The organism is Streptomyces sp. NPDC049887, assembly GCF_040656535.1.
Lineage (GTDB): Bacteria > Actinomycetota > Actinomycetes > Streptomycetales > Streptomycetaceae > Streptomyces.
This window is the reverse complement of the sequence record NZ_JBFAMM010000013.1, coordinates 169,113-184,676: the sequence shown is the minus strand read 5'-3', so window position 1 is coordinate 184,676 and position 15,564 is coordinate 169,113. Positions and strand designations below refer to the sequence as shown.

The following is a 15,564-nucleotide window of genomic DNA, read 5'->3' as shown; positions in this document are numbered from 1 at the left end:
ACGGCCGAAGGAGCGCGCGGCGCTGCTGAGTGTGGTGCGGCCGTTGACGAGTTCGTTGCGGATCATCGAGAAGACGCCGCCGGGTCAGCGGACGGCGTATGCGGCGTGTGCCCGGCAGTTGACCGCCACGCTGCGGCTGATCGAGGACCCCGGGACGTCGCCGAAGGAGCGCGCGGCGCTGCTGAGTGTGGTGCGGCCGTTGACGAGTTCGTTGCGGATCATCGAGAAGACGCCGCCGGGTCAGCGGACGGCGTACGCGGCGAGCGTGCTGCAGCTGACCGTCACGCTGCGGCTGATCGAGGACCCCGGGACGTCGCCGGAGCAACGCGAGGAGCTCACCAGGGCCGTGCAGCCACTGACCCGGACCCTCGCGAGGATCGAGAACCCGAAGACACCGGCGGAGGAGCGTCGCGAGCTCACCGATGCCGTGCGACCCCAGAGCGAAGAACTGGCGGACGCGACGAGGAAGATCGTCGGCACCCCGTCACCCGAGTGAGGTGCGGCGCGACATGGCGAGAGCCGGGACGGCAGTTGCCTCGGACCGGCTCCACCGGGGCGCCGGTGCGGCACATCGTCGGCTCTCGTGGTCGGCCCCCGGGGCGGACGTGCACGGCGAGCGGTCACGGCGCGGGCGGCTCCCGGCGCCCCGGTCGCCACCGCCCGCCCCATCGAGCGGCAGGCGTCGCGCAGTACCGCCTCGCCGGTCCCTCGCATCGGGTGTGCCAGGGTGCCCGCCCGAGGAAGCCCTCGCCCGGTTCCCGGCCTACTCGGGTCCGCCCGTTTCCCGGCCCTACTCGGGCCCGCCCGGTTCCCGGCCCTACTCGGGCCCGGCCGTGGGCGTGTCCGCGCCGGTCCCGAACGCCGCCCGCAGTTCCTCCCGCAGCGACCGCTGGAAGGCCGTCACCAGGGCCTGGATCACCATCGGCTGCATATGGGCCGAGAGGGACTTCATCGCGGCGACATGGTCCGGATCGGACTCGCGCTCGCGGTAGGGGCCCCACACCTCGTCCCGGAACAGCCTGGTCAGCTCCTGGGCGGCGGCGCGGGCGTGCTCCAGCAGGACCGTGCGGGAGGCCAGGATCGTCTCGTGGGCGATGGGGACGTCGAGCAGTTCGACGCCGAGCCTGAGCAGCCCGCCGTCGAGCCGGAACACGTCCGGCGCGGCGGTGCGGTCCAGCACGCCCATGGCCGCGAGCCGCTCGACGTCCTGCTCCGACAGCGGCCGCCCGGCCCGGCGCACCAGCTCCTCCAGCCCGGTCTCCTCGGCGGACTCGGGCGCCCAGGAGGCCACCAGGGCCCGGTGGATCGCCAGATCCTGCGCGCTCAGCCCCGGCGGCAGCTGCTCCAGGTAGCGTTCGATGGCCGCGAGCGTCATTCCCTGGTGCTGCAGTTCCTCGATCAGGGCAAGTCGGGAGAGGTGCTCCGCGCCGTAGTGGCCGACGCGGCGCGGGCCGATCTGCGGCGGCGGCAGCAGACCGCGGGTGCCGTAGAACCGGATGGTGCGGACGGTGACGCCCGCGCGGGCGGCCAGCTCGTCGACGGTCAGCGTCGGCCCCTCGGTTTCGGTCGCCATCGTCTTCCTCGCTCCCTGCGTGCGCCGGTCCAGTGCAACAGTATTGCTGTCTCACCAGAGTTGTGAAACCCGGGACGGGCGCCGGCACCGGGGGCGGCCCGCAACGACTGCGGCATCGGCATGGTCCGGTCCGTCAGTGTCGGGCCGACCGTATGGGTGGCAAACATGGTGCGCCGGTGGGGAATGAGCAAGGGCAGCAAGGGGGTGCCCGTGCGGTACGAGGCCGTCGACACGGCGCTGGGCGAGGCCGTCGCGAAAGCCCCCCGGAGCCGGAGCCCGCGTCCTGTGCCGCGGATCGGCTGCGGGCCGGCTGCGGGCCGGCGGGCGGCACCTGCCCCGGGGGAGCCACTGGTGCCGGCCCGGCTCGTCGAGCAGGCCATACCGGTGACGGGTGTACGACCACGGCGGGGGCCCGCGCGCGGGCCGGTCCGCGCCTGACGCTAGAGTGCGGTGCTTGTTCGAGCGGCGCACGGCAGAGCGGGGGAGAGCGTGAGTGCGCAACTGAGGGAGACCGCTGCGGAGTTGGCAGACGTCCTGTGGCGCGAGCACACCGTGTACCGGGATCGCGCGGGAGGCGTGGTCATCCGGGGCGAGCACGTGCGGCGCTGGATCAGCCTCGCGCCGAGCGGTGGCCGGGACGAGATCCTCCTGCGCGCCGGACGCATACTCGACGGCGGTACGACGGCACCCGCGCGCTCGGAGGCGGTGATGCACGTCAAGGCCGGTACGGCCGAACTGGCCGCCGTCTGCCGCCGGCTGCTCGCCGAGGCCGCCGCGGACCCTTCGCCGCACGTGATCGCCCCGGCCCTCGCGCCCACGGCGCGGACCAGGCGATTCTCCGTGCGCTCCGGGGGATCTCCGCGGCCGGTCCGCCCGGCCCGGTCCGCGCGCGCCGGTCGTGAGCGGACTCCGCGCACCGGACGGCGCACGGGCCTGGGCTCCTGGGTGGTCATCGTCTGCGTGGCCGCGACCATCGGGCTGTACGCCTGGAGCGCCGCCGCCTGGTACCGGTAGGGGCGGGTGGCCGCCGGGTGAGGCACGGGCGCCGCAACACCGGCGTCGGGCAGTCACCGGGACCGGCGGTCACCGGGGTGGAGCGGTCACGTGACGGGGGCATGCACCCGAGAGGGGCGCACACGGGGCCGAGCCGGGCGCTCAGCGGGCGAAGTGGTGGTCCAGCGCGGCGTGCGGGTCCTGGCCTGCCGTGTCCGCGTGGTCGATGTGCACGGTCGCACCCGCCAGCCGGGGTACCGCGTGGAGCAGGGCGTGTTCGGCGGCGACGGCCACGGCGTGGGCCTGTACGACCGTGAGCCCCGGGTCGACCTCGACCGACGTCTCCGCGCGCAGCGTGTGCCCGATCCACCGCATCCGCACGGCCCCCACGGCCCGTACGCCCTCCACATGCGCGAGTGCGTGCTCGGCCGTGTCGACCAGGGCCGGATCCACGGCGTCCATCAAACGGTGCCAGATCTCGCGAGCCGCGCCACGCAGTACGAGGAGGATCGCCCCGGTGATGACGAGGCCGACGAGGGGGTCGGCGTACCGCCAGCCCAGTGCCGCGCCGCCGGCGCCGAGCAGCACGGCGAGGGAGGTGAACCCGTCGGTGCGGGCGTGCAGTCCGTCCGCGACGAGCGCGGCGGAGCCGATGCGGCGCCCCGTACGGATGCGGGCCCTCGCCACCCACTCGTTGCCCGCGAACCCCACGAGCCCGGCCGCTGCGACCGCCGGGAGGTGGGTGATGTCCTGAGGGTCCAGCAGCCGCCGGACCGCCTCGTAACCGGCGAAGGCGGCGGAGGCCGCGATCACCAGGACGACGAAGACCCCCGCCAGGTCCTCGGCACGGCCGAAGCCGTAGGTGTAGCGCCGGGTCGCGGCGCGCCGGCCCAGTACGAAGGCCAGGGCGAGCGGCAGCGCGGTGAGCGCGTCGGTCGCGTTGTGGACGGTGTCGCCCAGCAGCGCGACCGACCCCGACAGCGCCGCGATGACCGCCTGGGCCGCGGTGGTCGCGGTCAGGACGGCGAAGGAGAACCAGAGTGTGCGCAGTCCTTCGGCCGAGCCTTCGAGTGCCGCGTCGATGCGCTCGCCGTGATGGTGATGGTGGTGCCCACGGCCGTGCCCCCGGCCCTGCCCGTGCCCGTGCGTGTGTCCGCGGCCGTCCGCCGGCCCGCCGGCGTGGCCGGCCGTGCGGTCCTCCGCGTGCCCGTGCTTGTGCTCCTGACCCGTCATGGACACCACCATGACAGCCGGAAAGGCCTGCAGCCACTGCCGAAGAGCGGCCCCTGACCAGCTGCAACCGCCTCGCGGTTACGCCCTGCCGGTTACTGCCCGAAGGCGGCGACCGGGTAGTGGTCCGAGAGGTTGGTGTAGGTGTAGTCGGTGCCCCAACTGGTCACCGTCCAGGGTGCGCTCTGCTCCTTGACCACGTCGTTCCGCCAGCCGGCCGGGCGGACGTGCCCCGCCCGGTGCAGGACGTGATCGAGGTCCTCGCGCGGCTCGCCCGGATAGCGGTCGGCCGCTATCGAGTTGTCCTGGGGGTCGAAGGAGTACGGGTGCCCCGTGCGGCTGTCCGCGTCGGCGAGCCCGCCGTCCGCCAGCATGGTCGCGTACTCGGGCGTGCGCGAGTCGACGTTGAAGTCGCCCGCCACCAGGACCTGCTCGGAGGCAGGGATGTTCTTGGCGTCGAGGAACGCGTCGAGCGCCTTGAACTGACGGCTGCGCATCCGTGCCGCCTCGCCCGCCGCACAGCCGGGGTCGGTCGACTGCGCATGGGTCCCCACCACATGCACCCGGCTGCCGTTCACATCCAGGACCGCGTACACGAAGCCCTTGTTGGACCACCAGTCGGAGCCGCAGGCGTCCTTGTAGACGTACTGCTCCTTGCGCACGACGGGCCACTTGCTGAGGACCGTGACACCGCCGTCCTCCGGCACCGTCGCCGAGTACGCGCCGCCCGTCGCGTCCCAGCCGCTCTTGCTGCGGCCCAGCACGGGGGTCTGGTACGGGTACTGGGCACGGGCGTTGCGCTGCAGTGCGTCGGACGAGGAGTTGTCGAACGCCTCCTGGAGCACGACGACGTCGTTGCCCTGGAAGTACGGGGCCTTCGGGATCTCGGCGGCCCGATGGTCCTGGCCCCAGTTGGGGTAGAGGGCCTTGCTGAAGAGGAAGACGTTGTACGTCAGGACCTTCAGCGAAGGCGTCGCCGCGGCGCTCTGCCCGGCGGGGAAGGCGGATGCCGACGGCGCGGCGACCGTCAGGGCGGCGGCGGCGACCGCCGTGGAGAGGGCTGCGCCGGACGCACGGCGGAGCACGGATTGCGGCACTGGAACTCCCGTTTCTGGTGGGGGTGGAGGTGGGGGGTGATACCGGCGCGCACATCAAAGCAGCGGCAGTTACCTTCGGGTAACCGTCAGGTGCCGGGTTTCTTGCCGGAGTTCCACGTTCCTGGGAACGTTTCCGGACAAGTCGCGTCCCGGGAGCCTTCAAGGGGACTTCCCGGGACGGACGGGCCCCCGCTGCCCCTCGTCCGGCCGTGAATCGCATACTGGATGTGTGAGCGCGCGCGGCGTACCCCGCCCGCCGTTCTCCGGGAGCACTCCGATGACCGGGCCGAGGGAACCCCTGACACGGAAGACGGACGGCACGGGCGGGCCGGACCCACTGCCCCCGCCGCCCGGCGGTGTCCTGTGGACCCTCGTCGGCGACGTGCGCGGGCTGCTGATGCTCCCCGCCGCGCTCACCCTGCAGGTCGCGCACCCGGCCGTCGGCGCGGGCGTCGATGAGCACTCCGTATTCCGTACCGACCCCTGGGGCCGCGGAGAGCGCTCGCTGCGCTCGCTCCAGCTGTGGGTGTACGGCGGGGACGCCGCCGTGGAGGAGGGCCGCCGTCTGCGCCGGCTGCACCGGGGCATTCAGGGCACCGACACCAGGGGCCGCCGCTACCACGCGCTCACCCCCGAGTACTACGCGTGGGTCCACGCCACCGGCTTTCCCGTCCACCACCATGCGATCCGCTATCTGTACCGTCCGTTCACCGAGGCCCAGGAGCGCCGGCTCTACGAGGAGTGGCTGAGCGTCGGCCGGGTGCTCGGCATCGGCGACCGCTACATGCCGGGCACCGTCGAGGAGTTCTGGCCCTACTACCGCAGGGTCCTCGCCGACGAGCTCGAAGCCACCGCCGTCGTCCGGGAGCTCCTCGCCATGGACCGCAGGCTCCCGCCGCCCGCCTTCGGACCCCTGCCGCTGAGACTGCTGCTGCGCCTGTCCTGGCCGCTGATCCTGCCCAGGTTCCTCCGGCTGAGGCGCTTCCTCACCGTCGGGCTGATGCCGCCGGACGCCCGCGAGGCGATCGGGCTGCCGTGGACCGCCGGACAGGAGCGGCGGCTGCGCCGCTTCGGCCGGGCCGTCAGGATCGTCGTGCCCCTGCTGCCGGAGCGGCTGCGCTATCTGCCGCAGGCCCGACAGGCCCGTCGCCTGGCCCGGGCCGAGGGCCGGCTGCCGACGCGGCGTGCGAGGTGACGGCCCCACCGGGGCGGCCGACGGCGTGCCGCCCGGTGGGACGCCGCGCGGCGTCGGTGCGCGATGCGCCACGTCCCGGCGAGTCGGTGTACCGCGTCGTCGGCCCCGGCAGACCGATGTCATAGCGGGGCGGGACCCGGGCCGCAGGTTTTGGGTTGGGCCCCGCGGCGGAGCGCGCCGCTCGGTCGGGAGTGCAGGGCCCGGGAGGCGGACACCGGCCCGCCCCGCCGGGAGGCGCGACGCTCGTACGGGGACCACGTCCCGGCCGGCGGCGGAACGGCGCGCCCGGCATCGCGTCCTGCCGGGACACAGCGTGCCGGCGCCGGGTCCTCCGCGGACGACCCGGGCGGCGTGGCGCTCGCGCCGGCGGGTGACCGAGCCCTCGCGGCCGCGGGACGGCTCAGGCCGTGGCGCGCCGCACCAGCGTGGTCGGTGTGATCACCGAGGCCGGGGGAGCGGCCTCCGCGCCCCGCCCGTCCAGCAGCTCCATCAGCAGCCGTACCATCAGCCGCCCGTTGCCCTCGATGTCCTGGCGGACCGTCGTCAGCGGCGGATCGGTGGTCTCGGCCACCGACGCCATGTCGTCGAAGCCGACGAGCGCGACATCCTCCGGCACCCGCAGCCCCCGCTCACGCAACAGCCTCAACGCCCCCGAGGCCATCAGGTCGTTCGAGGCGAACACCGCGTCCGGCGCCGTCGCACCCAGGCCGAGCAGCGCGGCCATCGCCAGTTCCCCGCTGCGGGCGGTGAAGTCGCCCTGGGCGGTAAGCCCCGGGTCGGCGTCCGGCAGCACGTCGCGGTAGCCGTGGAGTCGGTCGAGCGCCGACGTCTGGTCCCGGGGGCCGGCGATATGGGCGATCCGGGTACGGCCGAGGCCGACGAGATGGCGCACCGCCGCTCGGGCGCCGCCCCGGTTGTCGCAGTCGACGTAGGGCACGGCGTGCTCTGAGCCGGCGCCGGGCCCGCCGGGGCGCCCCCCGAAGACCGCCGGCACCCCCGACCCCAGCACCACCGAGGGGAGTTCGTCGCTCTCGTGGAGCGAGAAGGCGAGCGCGCCGTCGACGTGGCCGCCACCGAGATAGCGGGCTATCCGGTCGTGGTCGTCCGGTCCCTCGACCCACAGAAGCACCAACTGCGAGTCGTTGGCGCTCAGTTCACGGCTGATGCCGCGCACCTGACGCTCGAAGAAGGGATCGGAGAAGACCCGGAACTCCGGCTCCGCGATGATCACGGCGACCGCGCCACTCCGCCGGGTGACGAGGCTGCGGGCCGCCTGGTTGGGTACGTAGCCGAGCTCGGCGACCGCTTCCCGCACCCGGTCGGCCACCGGGGCGCGCACTCCGGCCCCGCCGTTGACGACGCGGGACACCGTGGCCCGGGAGACCCCGGCCCGTGCGGCGACGGCTTCCAGGGTGGGTCTGGGCCCACTGCTCCGATCGGGCACGGGACGCTCCTCACCGGCGGTGTCCGTACAGGTGGCACTGGTCTGCGGGGCCAGCGTAGCCGCAGGTGCCGCGGCCCGGAGCGGGGCCGCGGCACCTGATGCACGGGGCAGTCAGCCGTGGGCGCGGCCGTGGTCGTGCACGGTGTCGGTGGCGGCGATGCTCCGGTACGACCTGGGTTCCGCAGGCCGGGCCTCGGGCCGTGCGACGCCTGGTGCCTTCGTGGTCCCGCTCGTCGCCGCCGCGGGTGCGGCCGGCCTGGACGGCTCGTAGAGCCAGGTGGCGAAGAGGTCCGCGAGCGGGGTGCCGGACACCTCCTCGGCGTACTGCACGAAGTCGCCGACGCTCGCGTTGCCGTCGGCGTGCGCGGCCGGCCAGCCCTTGAGGACCGCGAAGAAGTCCTCGTCGCCGATCGTGTTGCGCAGCGCCTGCAGGGCGAGCGCGCCGCGGTCGTACACGGCGATGTCGAACTGCTTGTCCGGCCCCGGGTCGCCCGGCTTCACCGTCCAGAAGGGGTCGTCGGCCGGGTGCTGGGCGTAGACGTAGTCGGCCAGCTCCTGTGCCGTGCCCTCGCCCTCCTTCTCCGACCACAGCCACTGGCTGTAGCGGGCGAAGCCCTCGTTGACCCAGATGTCCTTCCAGCCCTTCACGGAGACGCTGTCCCCGTACCACTGGTGGGCCAGCTCGTGCACGACGACCGAGACGTTCGCGCCGTTGGCGAACTGCCGCGGGCTGTAGAACGGCCGGGTCTGCGTCTCCAGGGCGTACCCGCTGGGCACGTTCGGTACGTAGCCGCCGAGCGCGTTGAACGGGTACGGCCCGAAGACGCCCTCCAGCCACTCCGCGACCTCGGCGGTCCGCTCGACGCTGGCCCGCGCCGCACCCGCGTTGCCCCCGAGGTCCTTGCTGTACGCGTTGAGGACCGGCAGCCCGTTCGCGGTCGTGTCCGTGGTGATGTCGAACTTCCCCACGGCGAGCGTGGCGAGATACGTGGCCTGCGGCTTGTCGGACCGCCAGTTGTAGCGGGTCCAGCCGAGCCGTGACGAGCGGGACCGCAGCACGCCGTTGCTGATCGCCTGGGTGCCGTCCGGAACCGCGACGGAGATGTCGAAGGTGGCCTTGTCGAGCGGGTGGTCGTTGGAGGGGAACCACCACACGGCCGAGGCGGGCTCCTGCGCGGCGACTCCGCCGTCCGGGGTGCGGTGCCAGGCGGTCCAGCCGTCGATCTTGAGTTCCGAGGGTTTTCCGGAGTACCTGACGACCACCGTGACCGGGCGGTTCTTCTCCAGCGGTGCGGCCGGCGTGATCTCCAGTTCCTGGCCGCCGCTCCGGGTGAACGCCGCCTGGCGGCCGTTCACGCGCACCTCACTGACCGTCAGGCCGAAGTCGAGGTTGAAACGGGAGAGGTCCTGCCGGGTGGTGGCGAGAATCGTCGCCGTGCCCTCGAGGAGATCCGTTGCCGGCTGGTACTTCAGCCGGAGGTCGTAATGCGCCACGTCGTATCCGCCGTTGCCGCTGGACGGATAGTAGGGGTCGCCGATGCCCGGGGCCCCGGGCCCGCCCTGTCCCGAGGAGGAATCCCCCGGGCCCCCGGCAGCGGCGGATGCCGGGATCGCCAGCAGGAGAGATGCCGCGATCGCGCCCGGGACGAGAATTCTGCGCTGCACGAATGCTCCCAACATCAGGGGTGGATGATCTTTTCAAACCCATTCATGCGTCCGACGCCTCGGCATGTCCATGGCGCCCTCCGTCGCGCGATCGGCATTCGGCCGACCTGACGCAAGGTCTCCCATTCGTCGCTCCCGTCCTCGGACGTCTCACTACTGCCCCCTGTCGCAGGGCAGTTGACGGGAGTACCGTCCGCCCATGCCGATACGTGTGCCGCGCATCCGACTCACCGGCAGAACCGTCGCCGCGACGGCCCCAGCCGCCCCGACGCCCGTCCTCGTCCCGCGGAGCGACGCACACGGCACCGCGGCCCGGGAGGGCCGGACCCTCTGCCGGTGCGACGGCGCGACACGGGAATGCGCCCATGTCGACATCCGGCGCGACGGTGACGGGGGCGGCCGGAACGACCGCCTCGCCGTCGGCGTCGTCCGACCGCGGGAACCGGCGCAGCATGGCCGGAAAATACCCGTCGCCGTGGACGCCGGCCCGTATTGCTCCTGTTGCGGGCGCGGCAACGAAAGCGAGAGGAGGACCCACGGCGTCCCCGGGCATCCGGTCGCCTTCCCGCTGTTCCGCGTCGACTGCTTCGTGCCGCGCGGCTGCGCCCTCGTGGCGTCGACCTCGCCGGTGGCGGCCGCTCCGACGACTGCGCCGGAGGCCCGCTCCGGCCCCCAGTCCGCCGAGGCCGTCGTCGACCGGCTGGACAGCCGCCCCCGCGCCTTCACCGCCCGCACCGGCCCCCGGCGCGCCGCCGCTCCCCGGACCACCACGGGCGTGGGGATGATCGGCAGAAGCCGGGACGGCACCGTCACCGGCGGCACGCGCCCCTGGCCGACATCGAACGCGCCCCGGGCACTGGTCCACCGGGTCGCGTCCGGCCCTCGGCGCCCGGCTCGACCGAGTGAGCGCTCCGCGTCCGACCGACCCGTTCCCGGAGGCAGCAACTGATGCACCGTCGTATCCGCACCCTCGCCGCGGCGGCCTGCGCACTCGCCGCCGCGGTCGCCGTACCGGCCCCCGTCCGGGCGGCCGCCGCGCACGCCGAGGTGCCGCGCACCGGATTCGAGACCTCCGGTGGTGCTCGCTGGACCACCCAGGCCGAGGAGTGGGCGTTCCTGGAGGCCGTCGACCGGTCGAGCGATCGTGTGTCGCTGAGCACCATCGGCAGGACCGGGCAGGGCCGCCCGCTCCGGCTGGTGCGCATCGGCGGAGACCGGCCCACCGGGAACACCGTGCTGCTCATCTGCAGTCAGCACGGCGACGAGCCGTCCGGCCGCGAGGCATGTCTCAGCACGGTCCGCGACCTGGCCAGGGCCGGGGACGCGGGGACCCGCCGCTTCCTGGACCGTACGACCGTGCTCGTCGTCCCGACCGCCAACCCCGACGGGCGCGCGGCCGACACCCGTGGCAACGCCGACGGAGTGGACATCAATCGCGACCACATCGCGCTGAAGACCGCCGAGGGCCGCTCCTTGGCCGCAGTCATCCGCGACCGCCGCCCCGACATCATCTACGACCTGCACGAATACGGCGCCACACCCGGCTACTACGACAAGGACCTGCTCGCCCTGTGGCCGCGCAACCTCAACACGGCCCCCGATGTGCACCGGGAGGCCCGCACCCTCTCCGAGACCTACGTCCGCCCCGCCGCCGGCGGCGCGGGATTCAGCAGCGGCATCTACGGCATCTGGACCGATCCCGTCACCGGCGAGCCCGTCCGGCAGGTCGCCGGCGACGGCCAGGAGCGCATCCTGCGGAACACGGCGGGGGTGAAGCACTCCGTCGGCCTGCTCGTCGAGACCCGGGTCGACGCCCGCACCGAAGCCGAGAAGGCGGACCCCGCCCTGAACAACCGGCGGCGTGTCGCCTCCCAGCTCGTCGCCCTGGACGGCGCGTTCGCCTTCGCCGGCGAGCGGCGCGGCAGGATCGAGGCGGCGACCACCGCGGCCCGGATCGCCGGGTTCGCCGATCGCGGCCCGGTGTGGACCGGCGGCGCCGACAACGACCCCGCGACCGCGGACGAGACCATCCAGGACCCGCCGTGCGGCTACCGGCTCACGACCGCGCAGTACACCGAGGTCAGGGACGAACTCGCCCTGCACGGAGTGGTCTCCGGGCCCACCGCGGACGGCGCCGTGGTACCGCTGCGGCAGTCGCTGCGGGCGCTCGTCCCCCTGCTGCTCGACGAACGGGCCGCCTACCGCCTCACGACCGGGAGCCCGATCATCCGCTGCTGATTCCGGATGAACAGCGTCGCATGTGGTAGGAGGGCCTACGGAGAACGAAGCCCGGCTCCGGTTACCCGCGAAAGGGGCCCTCAGTGCCGCACGACGAGTCGCATGACGCAGAACAGCCGGACGACCGGGGAGATCCACCGGTGACGGACGTCCCCGGCCGTCCGGACGTGACGAGGTACGGCAACGTCACGGACCGGGTCGTTTTCGGGGTCACCGCCGTCCTCACGGTCGCGTTCGTGGTCTGGGGCTCCGTCGCCACCGACGACCTCGAGCGCGTCTCCAGCGGCATGCTCGCGGGCCTCATCCACAACGGCGGCTGGGCGTTCGTCCTGGCCGCCTCCGGCTTCGTGATCTTCGCGCTCTGGCTCGCGATGAGTCGCTACGGACGCATCCCCCTCGGCAGGGAGGGTGAGGAACCCGAGTTCCGCACCGTCTCCTGGATCGCGATGATGTTCAGCGCGGGCATGGGCATCGGGCTGATGTTCTACGGGGTCAGCGAGCCCCTGGCGCACTTCACCGAGCCCCCGCCGGGTACCGATCCCGCCGACGCGGCCCAGGCCATGGAGACCGCGATGGCCACGACCCTGTTCCACTGGACGCTGCATCCGTGGGCGATCTACGCCGTGGTCGGGCTCGCCATCGCGTACAGCACCTTCCGGCGCCGGCGCCGCCAGACCGTCAGCGCCGTCTTCGAGCCGCTGATCGGCAGGAAGCACGCCTACGGATGGGGCGGCCGGCTCATCGACATCCTGGCCATCTTCGCCACGCTGTTCGGTTCGGCGGCGTCCCTCGGACTGGGCGCCCTCCAGATCGGCAGCGGGGTCAGCGAACTGGGCTGGATGGCGAAGGTCAGCACGGGGCTCCTCGTCGCCATCATCGCGGTGCTGACGCTCGCCTTCGTCCTCTCGGCGGTGTCCGGCATCGAGAAGGGCATCCAGTGGCTGTCCAACACCAACATGGTGCTGGCACTGCTGCTCGCCGTGTTCCTGTTCGTCGCCGGACCGACCGTCATCGTGCTCGATCTCCTCCCCACCTCGATCGCCACCTACTTCGGCGAACTGCCGCAGCTGGTCGGCCGGACCGAGGCGTCCAGCGGTGCCGGGGTCGCCGACTGGCTCGGCAGCTGGACGGTCTTCTACTGGGCCTGGTGGATCTCCTGGACGCCTTTCGTCGGCATGTTCATCGCCCGCATCAGCCGGGGCCGGACGATCCGCCAGTTCGTGGGCGGAGTCATCCTCGTGCCCAGCACGGTCAGCCTCTGCTGGTTCGCGATCTTCGGCGGTACGGCGATGACGCTTCAGGAGCGTGGTCGGCTGGGCGACGAGACCACGCCCGAGGGCCAGCTGTTCGCGGTGCTCCAGCAGTACCCCGCCGCCACCGTGACGAGCATGCTCGTGATGGTCCTGGTCGGCATCTTCTTCGTCTCGGGAGCGGACGCGGCCTCCCTCGTGATGGGGACGCTCTCGCAGAAGGGCGCTCTGGAGCCGGGACGGTTTGTCGTGGTGTTCTGGGGCACCGTCACCGGCGCCGTCGCGGCCGTCATGCTGCTGATCGGTGGCGGGAAGGGCGACGCCCTGGCCGGACTGCAGAACCTCACGATTCTGGTCGCGGCCCCTTTCCTCATCGTGATGATCGCGATGTGCTTCGCGCTGATGCGCGATCTGCGCCACGATCCGATCATCGTGCGCGGCGAACGCGGTGAGGAGGTCGTCGATCTCGCCGTCATCGAGGGCCACAAGAGGTACGACGGGGACTTCGAGCTCCGCATCGGGCCCACACCACCGGAACAGTGAACTCCGGCCTCCCCGGCCGCCGGCGTCGCGGTGCACGGGCCGTGGTGACCGGCGACGAGGGCGGCTCGCGAAGGCATGGGCCGGCTGCTTCGGGCAGGCGCTCGCCGCGTGGCCGCCACGGTCCGGCGCGGACGCCGGTCAGCCCGCCAGGTCCGCAGCCGCTCTGGCGCAGCCCCAGGCGACCGTCACCCCGGCCCCACCGTGCCCGTAGTTGTGGACCAGACGGATGCCGTACGGGCCCGGAACGGCCGCGAGCCGCACTCCGCTCGAGCGCGCGGGGCGCAGGCCGACCCGGTGGGCGAGGACCTCGGCCCCGGCGATCTCCGGGCGCACCCGGGCGCAGCGCCGGACGATCGCCTCGGCCGTCGCCGGGTCCGGCTCCAGTGACCGGTCTCCCTCGACCGCCGTACCGCCGAGGACGAGTCGGCCCGGCTGCGGGAAGAAGTACGTCAGCTCGCTCGACGCCTCGTCCGCGGCCGCGTACCAGGTCTCGATCCCGGGGTTCTCCACCAGTACCAACTGGCCCCGCACCGGCGTGACCTCCGGATCCGGCACCAGCTCGCGCGCGCCGAGCCCCGTGCAGTTGACGACGACCGGGGCCCCGGCCGCGGCCTCGTCGAGCGAGCCGGCCGCGCGGAGCTCCACGGTGCCGCCCGCCGCCTCGAACCTGGTCCGCAGCCAGCCCAGATGAGCGGGCATGTCGATCAGCGGCAGCCGCGCCCACAGCCCGGACGCGACCCCCGCGGGCCGCTCTGCGGGCGCCAGTTCGCGCACCGTTCCGGTGAGTTCCCGGGCCAAGGGCCCGAGCGCGGCGGGCGAGACACCGGGCTGCACTCCCGGCACCAGCCGCACCCCGGTCTCCTCCGGCCGCCCCGCCAGCTCCTCGTACACCCGGAGCGACGTGAGCGACCATGCACCGACGAGTGCCTCCGGTTCGATCCGGTACGGCCACCACAGGGCGCCCGCCACCGCGGACGTGGTCGCCCCGACGGGCTCACGGGTCCACAGCCGCACCCGCCGCCCCCGCTCGGCGAGTTCCACCGCCGTCGTCAGCCCGATGATCCCGCCGCCCACCACGATCACTTCGCCGCTCATGGCGGGACCGTACAGTGTCGATCACCGCCGCCGTGCTCACATCGCGCCGGCGCTGGGGATACTCCGGACATGTCAGTCGAGTACGCGACGTTCGCCCTGGCCCCGGCGGTACGGGCCGGGGGATTCCTCGCCGGCGGAGGCTTCGAGGTCCACCGCGACTTCCTGGACTTCGTCGTCGACGGCCGCCCGCTCCTCCTCCTGCTCTGCGACGTCGACGCCGTCTCCCCGCTCGCCTCCGACGTGCCCCCGGCGATCCTCACCCGTCAGGTGCGCGGACTGCTGCTGGACGAGGAGGCCCCGCTGCCGGGCGGGCGCCGGGTCCTCTACGGCTGCCCCGAGTGCGAGGAACTGGGCTGCGGAGCCGTGACCGCCGTCATCGAGCGGCAGGGGAACGACGTCGTCTGGCGGGACTTCGCCTGGCAGACGGAGGAGACCGCGGACCTGGAGCTCAACGGCTACTCCGGGACCGGCCCCTTCCGCTTCCGTGCCGACGCGTACCGGGCCGCACTGGAGCGGCTCCTCGACGGCACCGGCATCGGACCGCGGCGCAGGGTCCTCCTCGTCGGCGCCCGCGCCGCCTCCCTCACCAGGCTCGCCGCCGCCCTCCGGACCATCGGCATCGGTGCCGACATCGCCCGTGACACGGCGGGGGTTCCGGCGGAGGAACTGCGGGCGTACGGCGCCGTCGTCCTCGGCGGCACCGTCACGGAGACCGAACGCGCCGCGGTCCGATCGGCCTTCACCGATTCCGGGGCCGACGCCGTCTGCGTCGACGTACTCGCCGACGCCGTGCCGGTCGTCGTCGCCCAGGTCGAGCAGGCGCTCCACCGCAGCCCCGCCGAACACCGCCGGCTGACCGGGCTGACCGCCTCCGGCGGCACGGCATCGGTGACCGTCGCGTCCAGCTGCCGTGTCCGGCTGGTCGCCCACCGCATCGACCGGCTCCACCGCACCTGTACCCACGAGGTCTTCGACGGCACCCTGGAGCCCGGCACCCACCGGATCCCCCTGGACGGCGGCGCCGTGCAGGGCCGGGCGTTCGTGGTGGCCCGCGCGGCCGGGGGAGTCCTGGTGGCGGCCGTGGCGCGCCGAGCCGGACACCCGGCCGGGACGTCCTGAGCGGCACCCACCGAATCCCGCTCGACGGTGGCCCGGTGAAGGGCCGGGCGGGTGTCTTCGGGCAGCGGTGTGGCGGGGACGTCCCGGGCGCCCGGCCGACGCGCTGAGTGTCGGCCGAACGG

Annotated in this window: 13 protein-coding genes; 7 read left to right on the top strand and 6 right to left on the bottom strand. The window is 73.3% G+C overall.

From position 1 onward, the window contains the following. Positions 1-496: hypothetical protein (locus tag AB0J10_RS18425; RefSeq protein ID WP_363062758.1), on the top strand; the 496-nt coding region annotated here is incomplete at its 5' end. A 321-nt stretch (positions 497-817) separates the two neighbouring features. Here the strand turns inward: AB0J10_RS18425 and AB0J10_RS18420 are convergent. Continuing rightward, positions 818-1,573: a MerR family transcriptional regulator gene (locus tag AB0J10_RS18420; protein ID WP_363062756.1), complete on the bottom strand. Its 756-nt coding sequence runs from the start codon at positions 1,571-1,573 to the stop codon at positions 818-820. A gap of 489 nt (positions 1,574-2,062) precedes the next feature. Between AB0J10_RS18420 and AB0J10_RS18415 the strand changes: the two genes are divergently transcribed. Continuing rightward, positions 2,063-2,587 (top strand): hypothetical protein, encoded by a 525-nt coding sequence (locus tag AB0J10_RS18415; protein ID WP_363062754.1) that lies wholly within the window; start codon positions 2,063-2,065, stop codon positions 2,585-2,587. Positions 2,588-2,728: 141 nt separating this feature from the next. On the opposite strand, the gene AB0J10_RS18410 is transcribed toward AB0J10_RS18415, so the two are convergent. Beyond that, positions 2,729-3,799, bottom strand: a complete 1,071-nt coding sequence (locus AB0J10_RS18410) for a cation diffusion facilitator family transporter (protein ID WP_363062752.1) — start codon at positions 3,797-3,799, stop codon at positions 2,729-2,731. A 92-nt stretch (positions 3,800-3,891) separates the two neighbouring features. Then, positions 3,892-4,893, bottom strand: coding sequence for a sphingomyelin phosphodiesterase (gene sph, locus AB0J10_RS18405; RefSeq protein ID WP_363062750.1), 1,002 nt, complete (start codon positions 4,891-4,893; stop codon positions 3,892-3,894). Between the two features lie 277 nt (positions 4,894-5,170). Here sph and AB0J10_RS18400 point away from each other — a divergent pair, with 277 nt between their 5' ends. After that, positions 5,171-6,088 carry an oxygenase MpaB family protein gene (locus tag AB0J10_RS18400; protein ID WP_363062748.1) on the top strand — a complete coding sequence of 306 codons (918 nt, stop codon included), beginning with the start codon at positions 5,171-5,173 and terminating at the stop codon, positions 6,086-6,088. Between the two features lie 400 nt (positions 6,089-6,488). On the opposite strand, the gene AB0J10_RS18395 is transcribed toward AB0J10_RS18400, so the two are convergent. After that, a complete protein-coding gene (locus AB0J10_RS18395) occupies positions 6,489-7,532 on the bottom strand; it encodes a LacI family DNA-binding transcriptional regulator (protein ID WP_363062746.1) in 1,044 nt (347 codons plus the stop codon). A gap of 111 nt (positions 7,533-7,643) precedes the next feature. Further along, positions 7,644-9,197, bottom strand: coding sequence for a M1 family metallopeptidase (locus AB0J10_RS18390; protein WP_363062811.1), 1,554 nt, complete (start codon positions 9,195-9,197; stop codon positions 7,644-7,646). A 199-nt stretch (positions 9,198-9,396) separates the two neighbouring features. On the opposite strand from AB0J10_RS18390, the gene AB0J10_RS18385 reads away from it, so the two are divergent. The 3 genes from AB0J10_RS18385 to AB0J10_RS18375 all read left to right on the top strand — a co-directional run bounded on the left by AB0J10_RS18385 (position 9,397) and on the right by AB0J10_RS18375 (position 13,228). Then, positions 9,397-10,146, top strand: a complete 750-nt coding sequence (locus AB0J10_RS18385) for a hypothetical protein (protein ID WP_363062744.1) — start codon at positions 9,397-9,399, stop codon at positions 10,144-10,146. Then, positions 10,146-11,435, top strand: a complete 1,290-nt coding sequence (locus tag AB0J10_RS18380) for a M14 family metallocarboxypeptidase (RefSeq protein WP_363062742.1) — start codon at positions 10,146-10,148, stop codon at positions 11,433-11,435. Before AB0J10_RS18385 ends, AB0J10_RS18380 begins: the two co-directional genes overlap by 1 nt. A 140-nt stretch (positions 11,436-11,575) precedes the next feature. Beyond that, positions 11,576-13,228 (top strand): BCCT family transporter, encoded by a 1,653-nt coding sequence (locus tag AB0J10_RS18375; protein WP_363062740.1) that lies wholly within the window; start codon positions 11,576-11,578, stop codon positions 13,226-13,228. 138 nt (positions 13,229-13,366) lie between these two features. Here the strand turns inward: AB0J10_RS18375 and AB0J10_RS18370 are convergent, their stop codons facing one another. After that, the gene (locus AB0J10_RS18370; protein WP_363062738.1) at positions 13,367-14,323 is read right to left on the bottom strand and encodes an FAD-dependent oxidoreductase; all 957 of its coding nucleotides are present in this window, start codon (positions 14,321-14,323) and stop codon (positions 13,367-13,369) included. 69 nt (positions 14,324-14,392) lie between these two features. Between AB0J10_RS18370 and AB0J10_RS18365 the strand changes: the two genes are divergently transcribed. Then, positions 14,393-15,442: an oxidoreductase gene (locus AB0J10_RS18365; RefSeq protein WP_363062736.1), complete on the top strand. Its 1,050-nt coding sequence runs from the start codon at positions 14,393-14,395 to the stop codon at positions 15,440-15,442. Positions 15,443-15,564 lie beyond the last annotated feature (122 nt).